The organism is Isoptericola sp. AK164, from assembly GCF_029643425.1.
Taxonomy (GTDB): Bacteria; Actinomycetota; Actinomycetes; order Actinomycetales; family Cellulomonadaceae; genus Isoptericola; species Isoptericola haloaureus.
Genome location: NZ_CP119106.1, coordinates 2,153,609 through 2,166,844, shown reverse-complemented (window position 1 = coordinate 2,166,844; position 13,236 = coordinate 2,153,609). Strand labels below are relative to the sequence as shown.

The following is a 13,236-nucleotide window of genomic DNA, read 5'->3' as shown; positions in this document are numbered from 1 at the left end:
CATGACTGCCACCTCGACCGCCCCCGCGGTCCGCACCCCGTCGACGCCGACCCGTCGCAGGACGGCGGGCCGCTGGTTCTCCGAGCTCGGCTGGCGGCACGTCGTCGGCGTCCTGTTCGTCGTCTACGCCGCCTTCCCGATCGTGTACGTCCTGTCGGCCTCCGTGGCCGAGAGCGGCACCCTGACCGGGTCCAACCAGCTCTTCGACTCGTTCAGCACGGAGAACTACGCCCGGCTGGCCGACACGGTGTACTGGTCGTGGTTCGCCAACTCGGTGCTGATCGCCGTCGCCACCTCGATCGGCACCGTGCTCATGGGCGCCGCCGCGGCGTACGCCTTCAGCCGGTTCCGCTTCACCGGGCGCCGCGTGGGCCTGACGACGCTGCTGATCCTCCAGATGTTCCCGCAGATGCTCGCGTTCGTCGCGATCTTCCTGCTGCTCATCAGCCTCGGCGAGGTGGTTCCGGCGCTCGGCCTGAACTCCCGGGTCGCGCTCATCTGCGTGTACCTCGGCGGCGCGCTGGGCGTGAACACGTTCCTCATGTACGGGTTCTTCAACACGATCCCGCGCGAGCTGGACGAGGCGGCCAAGATCGACGGCGCCACGCACGCCCAGACGTACTGGACGATCATCCTGCGACTGGTGACCCCGATCCTCGCGGTCGTGGCGCTGCTGTCGATCATCGCCACCTTCGGCGAGTTCGTCATCGCCCGCGTGCTCCTGCAGTCGGAGGCCAACTGGACGCTCGCCGTGGGCCTCTACTCGTGGGTCTCCAGCCTGCTCGAGGCCAACTGGGGACTGTTCGCCGCCGGCGCGGTGATCTCCACGATCCCGATCCTCGTGCTGTTCCTGTTCCTGCAGAAGTACATCGTCGGCGGACTGACGGCCGGCTCCGTGAAGGGATGATGAACAGGCCCGTCGCCTGTGGCGGGCCTCACACCTGCGCCCTAGCCTGGTCGGCATGACCGAGACGCGCAGCTACAGCCCGGACCTGGGGCGGCTCACCGCCGCCGCCGACGACTCGTTCACCGTGCGCCGCGCGTACGGCGAACCGTACGAGCACGACGGCCAGCTCATCATCCCGGTGGCCCGGGTGTGGGGCGGCATCGGCACCGGCTCGGGCGGGGGAGCGGGCGCCACCTCGGGCAACGGGTCCGGGGAGGGGACCGGCTCGGGCAAGGGGTCCGGCCACCTGGCCGGATGGTCGACGTCCTTCCACCGCGGCGCCGAGGCCACCGAGGCTGCCGACGGCGAGGGCGACGGTGACGGGTCCGACGCCGGGGACGCGTCCGGGGAGACCCGGGGCGAGGCCCACGGCGAGCTGCACGGCGAGGGCTCGGGCGAGGGCGGTGGCGGCGGTGGCGGCTACGGCCTGCACGTCAAGCCGCTCGGCGTCTACGTCGTCGGCTCCGCGGGCACGCGCTGGCAGCCCGTGCTCGACCTGAACAAGGCGATCCTCGGCGGACAGGTCGTCGGGATCGCGATCGCGCTCGCCGCCGGGTGGGCGATCGGTCGCCGCCGCTGAACGAGCCGTGCGCCGGCTCGGTCGGCGGCGGGCGGCCGCCGACCGAGAGGACCGCATGACGCACGCACCGCACCTGCTCGACCTGCCCCACCACGACGGCTCGGCCGTGCACGTGCCCCCGGGCACGCCGGCGCTCGGCGACGCGGTGCCCGTGCGCGTCCGCGTGCCCCGGGCCTCCGGCGTCGAGCGGGTCTGGGTGCGGTCCGTGCGCGACGGCGAGCCGCGTCTCTCCGAGGCCGTGCCCGACGGCGGCACGGACGCCGAGCAGTGGTTCACCGGCGAGGTCGTGGTCCACAACCCCGTCACCCCGTACCGGTTCCTGCTCGACGGACCCGGCGGCTACCGGTGGCTCGACGGCCGGGGCGTGCACGACCGGGACGTGTCCGACGACGGCGACTTCCGGCTGACCACGCACGCCCCGGCCCCGTCGTGGCTGGGCGACGGGCTCGTGTACCAGATCTTCCCCGACCGGTTCGCCCGGTCCGGCGCCGCGGACGGACGGCCGACGCCCGACTGGGCCGTGCCCGCCGCCTGGGACGACGAGCCGGCCGGGACCGGCGTGCTCGCCGGCACCCAGTACTACGGCGGCGACCTGGACGGCGTCGTCGAGCACCTCGACCACCTCGCCGCGCTCGGCGTCGGCACCGTCTACCTCACGCCGGTGTTCCCGGGTCGCTCCAACCACCGCTACGACGCCTCGACGTTCGCCGAGGTGGACCCGCTGCTCGGTGGCGACGAGGCCTACGCCCGGCTCTCCGAGGCCGTGCACGCCCGTGGGATGCGGCTGATGGGCGACATCACCACCAACCACACCGGCGAGGGGCACGAGTGGTTCGCCGCCGCGCTCGCCGACCCCGCCTCGCCCGAGCACGGCATGTACGTGTGGGCCGACCCGGCGTCGGACAACACCGACGTGGCCACCACCGCCTCCGGGGAGGGCTACGCGAGCTGGCTCGGGTTCGGCTCCCTGCCCAAGCTCGACTGGGCCGCCCCCGAGACCTGGCACCGCATGGTCACCGGCCCCGATGCCCCGATCGGCCGGTACCTGCGTCCGCCGTTCGCGCTCGACGGGTGGCGGGTCGACGTCGCCAACATGACCGGCCGGTGGGGGAGCGAGGACCGCACGCACGCCGTCTCGCGCGAGCTGCGGGCCGCCGTCGAGCGCGAGCGCCCCGACGGCGCGTTGATCGCCGAGCACTTCCACGACGCCGGGGCCGACCTGCGCGCCGGGGGCTGGCACGCCAACATGAACTACACCGGGTTCACCCGGCCCGCCTGGTCCTGGCTGGCGACCGAGGGGTCACCGGCCGGGGCGCACGGGCTGCCCGTGGCGGGCACCCGTCGGCCCGGCGGAGCCATGGTGGACGCGATGCGCGAGTTCGACGCCGCGGTGCCGTGGTCCGTCACGGCGGCGCAGTGGAACATGCTCGGCTCCCACGACACGCCGCGGCTGCGCACCGCCGTCGGCTCGGACGAGCTGACCGAGGTGGCCGCCACGCTGCTGTTCACCTACCCGGGCACGCCCGTCGTGTTCGCCGGGGACGAGGTCGGCGCCACCGGCGACAACGGCGAGCACGCCCGGACCACCATGGCCTGGGACCAGGGCGCTCGCGGCGGCGGTCCGCGCTGGGACGCCGGGACGCTGGAGCGGTACCGCCGGCTGTCGGCGGTGCGGCGCGGGTCGGACGCCCTGCGGCAGGGTGGCCTGCGCTGGGCGGTCGTGGAGGACGACGCGGTCGTGTTCCTGCGCGAGTCGCCGACCGAGCGCGTCCTGGTCGTGCTCGCCCGTGCCCCGTGGGCCGGCGCGGTGCTGCCGGGGCGTCTGCTGGTTCCCGGCGGCGAGCCGGAGCGGCTGTACGGCGAGGTGGGTCTCGCCGTCGGCCCGGACGGTCTGACGATCTCCGGCGACGGCCCGGCCGTCGGCGTCTTCCGCCTGTTCTGAGCCCCATGACGGCGCCGTCGGTCAGGCATCGGGTGGCCGATGCCTGACCGGGAGGTCCGTCACGGGGCCCGGTCGCGCCGGCCGGCGGTCCGGGGCACGGTGGGCAGCGGGACCACCGACCCCGACCGACGGAGGAACGATGCACGGCGTCGCGGTGCTGCAGGACCTGTACTCCCGGATCGCGCCCACGGTGCACCGCGCGGTCGACGGGCTCGGCGACGCCGCGCTCGTCGAGCGGCTCGACCCGGCGGCGAACACGATCGCGTGGCTCACCTGGCACATCGGCCGCGACCAGGACGTCCAGGTCGCCGACGTCGTCGGCCGCGACCAGGTGTACTCGCGTGGCTGGGCGGACCGGTTCGACCTGCCGTTCGGCCTGCACGACACCGGCTACGGGCACACCTCCGACGACGTCGCGAGGGTCCGCGCGCCGGGCGAGCTGCTGCTGGGCTACGTGGACGCGGTCGCCGCGGAGTCGCTCGACGTGCTCGCCGGGCTGACCGACGACGACCTCGACGAGGTGGTCGACGACGCCTGGGACCCGCCGGTCACCCGCGGGGCGCGGCTCGTGAGCGTCGCGAACGACTCCCTGGAGCACGCGGCGCAGATCGCGTACGTCCGCGGCGTCCTCGAGCGCACCGGGCGCGCGTAGCATCGACGCGTGGCCACCGAGCAGATCGCGATCCTGTCCGACGTCCACGGCAACCTCACCGCCCTGGAGGCGGTCCTGGCGGACATCGAGCGCCGCGGGATCACCCGGATCCTGAACCTGGGCGACGACGTGGGCAAGGGGCCGCGCGGCCGCGCCGTCGTGGACCGCACGGAGCAGGTCTGCGAGGTCAACGTCCGCGGCAACTGGGACGACTTCCTGCCGGCGATCGCCGACGACGGGCCCGACGAGATGGTCTGGTGGCGCGACGAGCTGCGCCCCGAACAGCGCGAGCTGATCCGCCGCCGGCCGCTGTGCCACGACCTGCAGCTCTCCGGGCGGCGGATCCGGCTCTTCCACGCCTCGGCGACGAGTGTGCACACGCGGGTCCACGTCGACCATACCCGCGAGGAGTTCGCCGGGATGTTCGCCGCCACGGACCTCACGGGACCGGGGCCGGAACCCGACCTGGTCGGCTACGGCGACGTCCACGCCGCCTACCAGCGCACCCGGCGCGGGCGCACCCTCTTCAACGCCGGCAGCGTCGGCAACGCGCTCGACGAACCCTCGGCGGCCTACGTGGTCCTCGAGGGGGTCCCCGGACAGGACCCGGCGCCCTTCGGCCTGCAGGTCGTCCGTCTGTCCTACGACGTGGAGGCCGAGCTGGCCGTCGCCCGTGAGGCGGACATGCCGCAGTACGCCGCCTGGGCGCAGGAGCTGCGGACCGCCGTCTACCGCGGGCTGTCGGCCGTCGAGCCCGTGGGCGGCGCTCGGTAGGCTGCCCTCGTGCAGACGTTCTCGCAGGAGGCCTTCGACCCGGACGTGGTCGGCACCGGACCCCGTCCTGCCCCCGGCGAGGAAGGTCCGGCGTCGTACACCGACGCCGACACCGAGCGGTGGGCCGCCGAACCGCCCAAGTCCAAGGACCGCACCCCGTTCGAGCGCGACCGTGCCCGTGTGGTGCACTCCTCGGGCCTGCGGCGCCTCGGTGCCAAGACCCAGGTGCTCACGCCGGGCAGCGACGACTTCGTGCGGACCCGGCTGACGCACTCGCTCGAGGTGGCCCAGGTCGGGCGGGAGATGGGCCGGGCGCTGGGCTGCGACCCGGACCTGGTCGACACCGCCTGCCTCACGCACGACCTGGGCCACCCGCCGTTCGGGCACAACGGCGAGCGGGTGCTGGCCGAGCTCGCGGCGGAGATCGGCGGGTTCGAGGGCAACGCCCAGACCCTGCGCCTGCTGACCCGGCTCGAGCCCAAGATCCTCGACGCCGACGGCGCCCCGCGCGGCCTGAACCTCACGCGGGCCTCGCTGGACGCCTCGGTGAAGTACCCGTGGCGGCTCCACGAGGGCCCGCCGCGGCCGGACGGGTCCCGTACCGGCAAGTTCGGCGTCTACCCCGACGACGCCCCCGTCTTCGCGTGGCTGCGCCGCGGCGCACCGCAGTCCATGGTGCGCTGCATGGAGGCGCAGGTCATGGACCTCGCCGACGACATCAGCTACTCCGTGCACGACGTCGAGGACGCCGTGGTGGGCAGCCGCCTGGACCTGCGAGTGCTCGACGACGAGGCCGAGCGGGCCCGCATCGTCGAGCACGTGCGGTCCTGGTACGGCGCCTGGCACGACGCTGACGCCCTCGACGCGGCCCTGTGCCGGCTGCGGGACACGGGCTACCTCGTGACCGACTTCGACGGGTCGCGCGGTGCCCTGGCCGGGCTCAAGGACGCCACCAGCCAGCTCATCGGCCGGTTCAGCGGCGCGGCCCAGCGGGCCACCCGCGAGGTGTACGGCGAGGGGCCGCTGACCCGGTACTCGGCGCAGCTCGTCGTCCCGCCCGAGACGGCCGACGAGATCCTGGCGCTCAAGGGCGTGGCCGTCACCTACGTCATGGCGCCGCGGGAGTCCGAGCCGCTGTACGCGGCCCAGCGCGAGATCGTCGCCGACCTGGTCAAGGTGCTCGCGGACCGCGCCCCGGTGGCGCTCGAGCCCCAGTTCGCCGCGGACTGGCGGGCGGCGTCCGACGACGCCGCCCGACTGCGCGTCGTGGTGGACCAGGTGGCCTCGCTGACGGACGTCTCGGCGGTCCAGATGCACGGCCGGCTGGTGCGCGGCGACGACTGAGACCTCCCCTCGGTCGTGGGCATGAGATCTGCAGCTCCGGACCGGTCCGGGGCTGCAGATCTCCTGCCCACAACGCAGGGGCGTGCAGGGGCATAGACTCGCGCCCGTGGCAGGCCTGATCAAGCGCGACGACGTGGACGCCGTCCGCGACCGCGCGCGCATCGACGAGATCGTCGGCCAGCACGTCACCCTCAAGTCCGCCGGCGTCGGCTCGATGAAGGGCCTGTGCCCGTTCCACGACGAGCGCACCCCCTCCTTCCACGTCCGGCCGGGCGTGGGCCGCTGGCACTGCTTCGGCTGCGGCGAGGGCGGCGACGTCATCTCGTTCGTGCAGAAGATCGACGGGATGGGGTTCACCGACGCCGTCGAGTACCTCGCCGACAAGGTCGGCGTCGAGCTGCACTACGAGGACTCCCGCACCGGCGCCGCCGCCCAGCGGGGGCCGCGCGAGGAGCCCGGCCGTCGCCAGCGCCTGCTCGAGGCCCACCGCGTCGCCGCCGCGTTCTACGCCGAGCAGCTCTTCGCGCCCGGTGCGCAGGCGGCCCGGGCGTTCCTCGCCGAGCGCAGCTTCGAGCGGGCCGACGCCGAGACGTTCGGTCTCGGGTACGCCCCGACCGGGTGGGACGCGCTGCTGCGGCACCTGCAGAGCCGCGGGTTCACCCAGCCCGAGCTCGTCGCCTCGGGGCTGGTCAGCCAGGGGCAGCGCGGGATCTACGACCGGTTCCGCGGACGGCTCGTGTGGCCGATCCGGGACGTGACCGGCGCCGTCATCGGGTTCGGGGCGCGCAAGCTCTTCGACGACGACCCCGGCCCCAAGTACCTCAACACCCCCGAGACGACCCTGTACAAGAAGGCGCAGGTCCTCTACGGGATCGACCTGGCCAAGCGCGCGATCGCCCAGAACAAGCGGGTCGTCATCGTCGAGGGGTACACCGACGTCATGGCCGCGCACCTGTCCGGCGTGGACACGGCGGTGGCGACCTGCGGCACCGCGTTCGGCGCCGAGCACGCCAAGGTCGTGCGCCGCCTGCTCGGCGACACCACCGCGGGCGGCGGACTGCAGCTCGCCTCCGGCGCGTCGCTCGGCGGGGAGATCATCTTCACGTTCGACGGCGACGCCGCCGGTCAGAAGGCCGCCATGCGGGCCTTCGGCGAGGACCAGCGCTTCCACGCCCAGACGTTCGTCGCCGTCGAGCCCAGCGGCATGGACCCGTGCGACCTGCGCATGGAGCGCGGCCCCGACGCGGTGCGCACGCTGGTGGACACCCGTGTGCCGCTGTTCGAGTTCGTCATCCGCACCACCCTCGACGGCTTCGACCTCGACACGGTCGAGGGTCGCGTCAACGCGCTGCGGGCGGCGGCGCCGATGGTCGCCGGCATCCGCGACCGGTCCATGCAGCTCGGCTACGCCCGGCTGCTGGCCCGCTGGATCGGCATCGACACCGACGAGGTCCGCCGCGAGGTGGGCAGGGCGCACAGCACACCGGGGCCGGCCCGACGCCGGGACGAGCGCACCGCACGTCCCGAGCGCGCCGTCGAGACGCCGTCGGACGGGCCTGTGGCCGGTCCCGTCCTCAGCGCCCCCGACCCGGCCGACCCGGTGGCGCGCATCGAACGGCTCGCCCTGGTCGTCGTGCTGCAGTACCCGCAGCACGTGCCGGTCACGTTCGACGACCTCGGCCCGGACGCCTTCGCCACCCCCGCGTGGCGGGCCGTGCACGCGGCGATCCGTGCCGCCGGGGGAGTGCGCACCGGGGCCGGCCTGGGCGGCAACCGTTGGGTGGAGACCGTCGTCGAGGAGGCCGGCGACGCCGTCTCGCCGCTGGTCACCGAGCTCGCCGTGGCGCCGGTGCCCGAGGACCGCGAGAGCGCCATCGCCGCGTTCGTGGCCGACGTCGTGCGCAAGGTCGCTGACCTGGGCCTGACCCGCCGCATCGCCGACGCCAAGAGCCGCGTGCAGCGGCTCGACGCCCAGGCCGACCCGGACGCCTACCGGGCGGCGTTCGAGGAGCTCGTCGCGATCGAGAAGGAACGGCGCGAGCTGCGCGAGAGCGCCTGATTCACCCGCGGGCCCCGTATCGGGTCGTCCGCGCGCCGGCTCCCTCCTGGCAGGGGTGCCGGAGCGGTGTCGCGGCCCGCCCGGACCGGCGTTCCGGTCTCCCCGTGGGGGAGGAACCATGCACGACGACGAGCTGTTCGACGTCGAGGCCGACGTACCGGAGGCGTTCTCCGCCGTCGCCCCGACGCGCGACGCGGCCGAGGACGACCTGCTGGCCACCGAGAACGTGGTGGGGGTCGGCCTCGGCTACAAGATCACCGGCGGGGTCCAGACGGACAAGCCCAGCGTCATGGTGCTGGTCGAGCAGAAGCTGCCGCCCGAGCTGCTGTCCGGCAAGCCGGTGCCCAAGACCATCGGCGGCAAGCCGACCGACCTGATGGAGGTCGGCGTCCTGCAGGCGGGTGGGGACGCCGAGCCCGCCGCCGAGGTGGGCGTCCAGAAGCTGGCCACGCGGGTGCGCCCGGCGCGGCCCGGCTACAGCATCGGGCACCTGAAGGTCACGGCCGGCACGCTCGGTGCCGGGGCCTACGACCTGCGCGGCACGGTGCCCGGCAAGCCGCCGCGCTACTACGCGCTGAGCAACAACCACGTGCTCGCCAACTCGAACGACGCCAAGATCGGCGACCCGATCATCCAGCCGGGGGCGTTCGACGGCGGCACCTTCCCGGCGGACGTGATCGGGCGCCTCGCACGGTACGTGCCGATCAAGTTCGACGGGACGACGAACCTGGTCGACGCGGCGATCGCCGAGGTCCCCTTCGACACCATCGACCGGGACATCTACTGGACCGGGTACCCGCAGTCGCTGGTCAAGGCGGCGCAGGTCGGGATGGTGCTGAAGAAGACCGGGCGGACCACGCACTTCACCACGGGCCGGGTGACCGCGCTCAACGCCACGGTGAACGTCAACTACGGCGGGGGCAAGGTGGCCAAGTTCGGTCGCCAGATCGTCACCACGGACATGTCCGCCGGCGGCGACTCCGGGTCGCTCGTGCTGGACCTGCAGAACAACCCGGTGGGGCTGCTGTTCGCGGGGTCGAGCACGGCGACGATCCTCAACCCGATCGCCTACGTGCAGCGGCTGCTCGGGGTGCGCCTCTGGCCGTGACCGTCGTGCGCGGCGTCGAGGCCGCCGGCTCGCGCGGGGCTACTCCGCGGCGAAGGGGCCGGCGGCCTCGACGCGCACCGGGACGTCGCCGACGGCGGGCGGCAGCTCGCGCACGGCCGGCGACTCCGGGTCGGGCGCGTACACGACCAGGCAGGGGTCGCCCTGGGCGGTCTCGCCGACGGCGACCCCCTGGATCTCCGGCCCGATCCAGCCCTCGGCCGTGGTCAGCGCGTCGCGGACCGCCGGGTCCACCTGCGGGACACCGGCGTCCAGGTCGTCCTCGCTCATGGGATCACCGTACGCCGGACGCTCTCGGGTCGCGGTCGGTGGGGCTGGGCGTGAGCATGGAAGGACGACCGACAGAAGGAGATCCGATGGCTGACGGCACGCACCAACCCACCTACACGGTCCCGTCGATGACCGCCGAGGACGGCGCCCGGGTCGCCGAGATCCTGCAGGACCGCCTCAACTCGCTGACCGACCTCCACCTGACGCTCAAGCACGTCCACTGGAACGTCGTCGGGCCGCACTTCATCGCCGTGCACGAGATGCTCGACCCGCAGGTCGACGCCGTGCGGCTCATGGCCGATGACGTCGCCGAACGCATCGCCACGCTCGGCGGGGTGCCGCAGGGCACCCCCGGGGCGCTCGTCGCCCACCGCACCTGGGAGGACTACCACCTGGGCCGGGCCACGACCATCGAGCACCTCGGGGCGCTGGACGAGGTGTACCAGGGCGTCATCGCCGCGCACCGCCAGGCGGCCGAGACCACGGCCGAGCTCGACGACGTGACCAACGACCTGCTGATCGGCAACCTGCGCGACCTGGAGCAGTTCCACTGGTTCGTGCGGGCGCACCTCGAGACCGCCGGGGGAGAGCTGTCGACCGCCGGGGCGACCTCGGAGATCGCCGCCGCCCGGCAGGCGCGGGAGGCCGAGCGCGACGCCGGCTGACCCACCGTCCACCGACACGAGAAAGGCCCCTGACCGCGAGGTCAGGGGCCTTTCTCCGTGGGCTCCCGCGACTGGACTTGAACCAGTGACAAGTCTCGGTCGGATCTCGCGAGATCACACCGTAAACCGCCTGTTCATGCGGCTGCCGTGCCGATAGGATGTGACTGTAGGTGTCACAGGATGACCCTGTGGACGGCCGCAAAGATGCAGACAGGATGCGGGGGAACGGTGGCAGATTCGAAGCGGCGGACGCGGCGAGCGTTCGGGAAGATCCAGGCCATGCGCTCGGGCCGGTACCAGGCGAGCTACACCGGCCCGGACGGCGCCAGGCACACGGGTCCCCACACGTTCGAGCATCGCGAGGACGCCGAGGGCTGGCTCGCCGAGGTGCACCGCGCCATCCGCAACGGCACCTGGTCCCGCGTGAGCGAGACACCGGACGACACGCCGGCCCCCGTCCTCGGCGAGTACGCGGTGCAGTGGCTGGATCACCGGGAGGTGCGGGGCCGACCGCTCAAGCCCCGGACCGTGGCCCACTACGAGCGGTTGCTCGAGCGGTTCATCCTGCCGAGGTTCGCCGACCACCGGCTCGACGAGATCACGCCGTCCGCGGTCCGCGACTGGTGGAACGGGCTCCGGGACACGACCGGCCGCACCTACCGCTCTCACGCCTACTCGCTGTTGCGCGCCATCCTGTCGACCGCGGTCGGGGATCAGCTCATCGCTGCCAACCCGTGCGTCATCAAGGGCGCCGGCACGGCTGCGCGTGCCTCGGAGACGAAGGTGCCGACGCTCGCCGAGTTGGACGCCATCGTGGACTCGATGCCCGATCGGCTGCGCGCCATGGTGCTGATCTCGGCGTGGTGCAGCCTCCGGTACGGCGAAGCGGCCGAACTCCGGCGGCGTGACCTCGAGCTCGACATGGACGGCCCGCGGCCCACAGGCGTGGTGCATGTTCGTCGCGCGGTCGCGCGCGTCGGTGGAGAGCACGTCGTCGGCAAGCCCAAGTCGGATGCCGGCGTGCGAGACGTCACGATCCCGTTCCACATCGTGCCCGTGCTGGCCAGCCACCTCGCGACTCACGTCGAGCCGGAAGGGGACGCTCTGCTCTTCCCGGCGTCGTCAGGCGGGCACCTGGCGAACTCGGCGATGAAGTGGCACTTCAACAAGGCGAGAGCGGCGGCCGGACGCCCCGATCTGCGATTCCACGACCTGCGGCACACCGGCCTGACGCTGGCGGCTCACGAGGGCGCCACGCTCGCCGAGCTCATGGCGCGCGCCGGCCACTCCACCGCTGCCGCGGCGATGCGGTATCAGCACAGCACGGACTCACGTGAGCAGCTGATCGCGGAGCGGTTGGCAGTGACGGCGACGCGGGGGAGTGGGAGTCAGGCGAGCTAGGAGGGGGCCCGTGGCGGGGCGCTAAGGGGTCCGATCCAGGCGGGCCACGCGAGCGGCGACCTCGTCCATGGCCCGAGCGGCGCGAACCACGAGCATGATCCCGAAGACCGACCCGACGGCGGCCACCAGGTAGCCGAATCCGGCCAGTCCGACCGTCTCCGTCACGAGGCCGGCCCCGATCACGAGCCCTCCCCCGAAGGTCAGCGCGGCCCAGTAGAGGGCCATCTTCTCCACGGAACCGACATCCTTCATCACAGCTGCCCTCCTTGGCGCACAATCACGCTCGACCGTAGCCCGTCAGGCAGGAATGATCTCGCCTACGTGGAAGATCGCCCGCGAATTCACCCGTGCGTCGGATGAATGCTCGCGCTAGGCAACGATAGCCTCGCCGAATGGAGTTCGTCGTCGTTCTAATCCTGGTAAGCGCCTTACTGTTCTGGCTCGCCGGGAGGTCCTCGCGCCGACGACGACAGGATCCGGCTTCGCCCGTCAGAACGCCTGAGGCTGCTCCCACGACTGGCAGCCCCGCGGCGGGGAAACCGCCCGAGCGCGAGACTCTGACGCTCGGCGCGTTTGAGCTGTGGGGCTCAAACTTCCCGGACACGGAGATCGTCGGCGAGGCGTACCGTCGCGACTCCTTCCGCAAGCTGTTCAAGAAGCACGCGCTTGCCTCGGGCCAGGAGTACTACGGCGATGCGGTGCTAGTGCCGGAGCGGAACAACCCCCACGACTCCCAGGCCGTGCGAGTCGACGTTGACGAGTTCGAGGTGGGCTACCTGCCGCGCGAGGAAGCACAGCGATACCGCCCGGTCCTCGATCGGCTGCTGCAGGACGGCCGCGCTGCCGTCACCCCAGTTCGGGTGTGGGCCACCAACAGCGACGGGACGTGGCGTGCACGGGTCACGATCGCACTCGGTGAACCGGGCGAGATCGTGCCGGCCAACGGACGACCTGATGGTGAGGTCGTGGAGCTGCCTCCCAACTCGCGTCAGGTACAGGTGACGGGCGAAGAAGACCACGTAGAGGCCATCGCCCCATTCGCGCGGGGCACTCGGACGGGAGTTTGGGTCTCACTGCACGGCATCGAGAAGCCAGGCACCCGAACGGGCAAGCGTGTCGTCGAAGTCCGGATCGACGGTCAGCGGTGCGGGATGCTGTCTGCCGTGACGTCGACAGACCTCCTACCCGTCGTCGACCGGCTCGAGGCGGCCGGCAAGGTGGCAGCAGCGCACGGCTACGTTCGCGGGAACTCGCTCAAAGCGGATGTCTCTGTCGATGTCATGAAGGCCGGCGACCTCAGCGAGGACTGGATCGCCGAGAATTTGAGCTAGATCCCCGGGAGATCCGCGCGCGAATCGGCGCTGTCGCTGCAGGCGCGCCTGGGCCCACGTCCAGCGTGTGGCAAGGTGAGCAACGCGCTTCGGGTCGTATCCGAGAGCCTCATTCGGGCTATCAGTCGTGGGGCCCCTGGGGTAGC

At 72.6% G+C, this 13,236-nt stretch carries 13 protein-coding genes; 11 read left to right on the top strand and 2 right to left on the bottom strand.

The annotated features are described in order from the left end of the window. Position 1: 1 nt before the first annotated feature. The 8 genes from PO879_RS10135 (at position 2) to PO879_RS10100 (ending at position 9,405) form a co-directional block, all read left to right on the top strand. Positions 2 to 907 carry a sugar ABC transporter permease gene (locus tag PO879_RS10135; RefSeq protein WP_278234781.1) on the top strand — a complete coding sequence of 302 codons (906 nt, stop codon included), beginning with the start codon at positions 2 to 4 and terminating at the stop codon, positions 905 to 907. Between the two features lie 55 nt (positions 908 to 962). Then, positions 963 to 1,526, top strand: coding sequence for a hypothetical protein (locus PO879_RS10130; protein WP_278234780.1), 564 nt, complete (start codon positions 963 to 965; stop codon positions 1,524 to 1,526). 55 nt (positions 1,527 to 1,581) lie between these two features. Further along, positions 1,582 to 3,468: a glycoside hydrolase family 13 protein gene (locus PO879_RS10125; RefSeq protein ID WP_278234779.1), complete on the top strand. Its 1,887-nt coding sequence runs from the start codon at positions 1,582 to 1,584 to the stop codon at positions 3,466 to 3,468. 139 nt (positions 3,469 to 3,607) lie between these two features. Beyond that, positions 3,608 to 4,120: a DinB family protein gene (locus PO879_RS10120; protein ID WP_278234778.1), complete on the top strand. Its 513-nt coding sequence runs from the start codon at positions 3,608 to 3,610 to the stop codon at positions 4,118 to 4,120. A gap of 9 nt (positions 4,121 to 4,129) precedes the next feature. Beyond that, complete coding sequence (locus PO879_RS10115) at positions 4,130 to 4,894, top strand: metallophosphoesterase family protein (RefSeq protein ID WP_278234777.1); 765 nt, start codon at positions 4,130 to 4,132, stop codon at positions 4,892 to 4,894. Positions 4,895 to 4,939: 45 nt separating this feature from the next. Then, a complete protein-coding gene (locus PO879_RS10110) occupies positions 4,940 to 6,238 on the top strand; it encodes a deoxyguanosinetriphosphate triphosphohydrolase (protein WP_278237505.1) in 1,299 nt (432 codons plus the stop codon). A gap of 106 nt (positions 6,239 to 6,344) precedes the next feature. Next, a complete protein-coding gene (gene dnaG, locus PO879_RS10105) occupies positions 6,345 to 8,297 on the top strand; it encodes a DNA primase (protein WP_278234776.1) in 1,953 nt (650 codons plus the stop codon). A 118-nt stretch (positions 8,298 to 8,415) separates the two neighbouring features. Then, positions 8,416 to 9,405, top strand: a complete 990-nt coding sequence (locus PO879_RS10100; RefSeq protein ID WP_278234775.1) for a trypsin-like peptidase domain-containing protein — start codon at positions 8,416 to 8,418, stop codon at positions 9,403 to 9,405. A gap of 39 nt (positions 9,406 to 9,444) precedes the next feature. On the opposite strand, the gene PO879_RS10095 is transcribed toward PO879_RS10100, so the two are convergent. Beyond that, on the bottom strand, positions 9,445 to 9,693 hold the full coding sequence (locus tag PO879_RS10095; protein ID WP_278234774.1) for a hypothetical protein: 249 nt from the start codon (positions 9,691 to 9,693) through the stop codon (positions 9,445 to 9,447). Positions 9,694 to 9,779: 86 nt separating this feature from the next. Here PO879_RS10095 and PO879_RS10090 point away from each other — a divergent pair, with 86 nt between their 5' ends. Together PO879_RS10090 and PO879_RS10085 are read left to right on the top strand one after the other, a co-directional pair. Further along, complete coding sequence (locus PO879_RS10090; protein WP_278234773.1) at positions 9,780 to 10,358, top strand: DNA starvation/stationary phase protection protein; 579 nt, start codon at positions 9,780 to 9,782, stop codon at positions 10,356 to 10,358. 180 nt (positions 10,359 to 10,538) lie between these two features. After that, complete coding sequence (locus PO879_RS10085) at positions 10,539 to 11,759, top strand: site-specific integrase (protein ID WP_278234772.1); 1,221 nt, start codon at positions 10,539 to 10,541, stop codon at positions 11,757 to 11,759. A 21-nt stretch (positions 11,760 to 11,780) separates the two neighbouring features. Here PO879_RS10085 and PO879_RS10080 read toward each other — a convergent pair whose 3' ends face one another. Continuing rightward, positions 11,781 to 12,011 carry a hypothetical protein gene (locus PO879_RS10080; protein ID WP_278234771.1) on the bottom strand — a complete coding sequence of 77 codons (231 nt, stop codon included), beginning with the start codon at positions 12,009 to 12,011 and terminating at the stop codon, positions 11,781 to 11,783. 140 nt (positions 12,012 to 12,151) lie between these two features. On the opposite strand from PO879_RS10080, the gene PO879_RS10075 reads away from it, so the two are divergent. After that, a complete protein-coding gene (locus tag PO879_RS10075) occupies positions 12,152 to 13,090 on the top strand; it encodes an HIRAN domain-containing protein (protein ID WP_278234770.1) in 939 nt (312 codons plus the stop codon). The last annotated feature ends 146 nt before the right edge of the window (positions 13,091 to 13,236 follow it).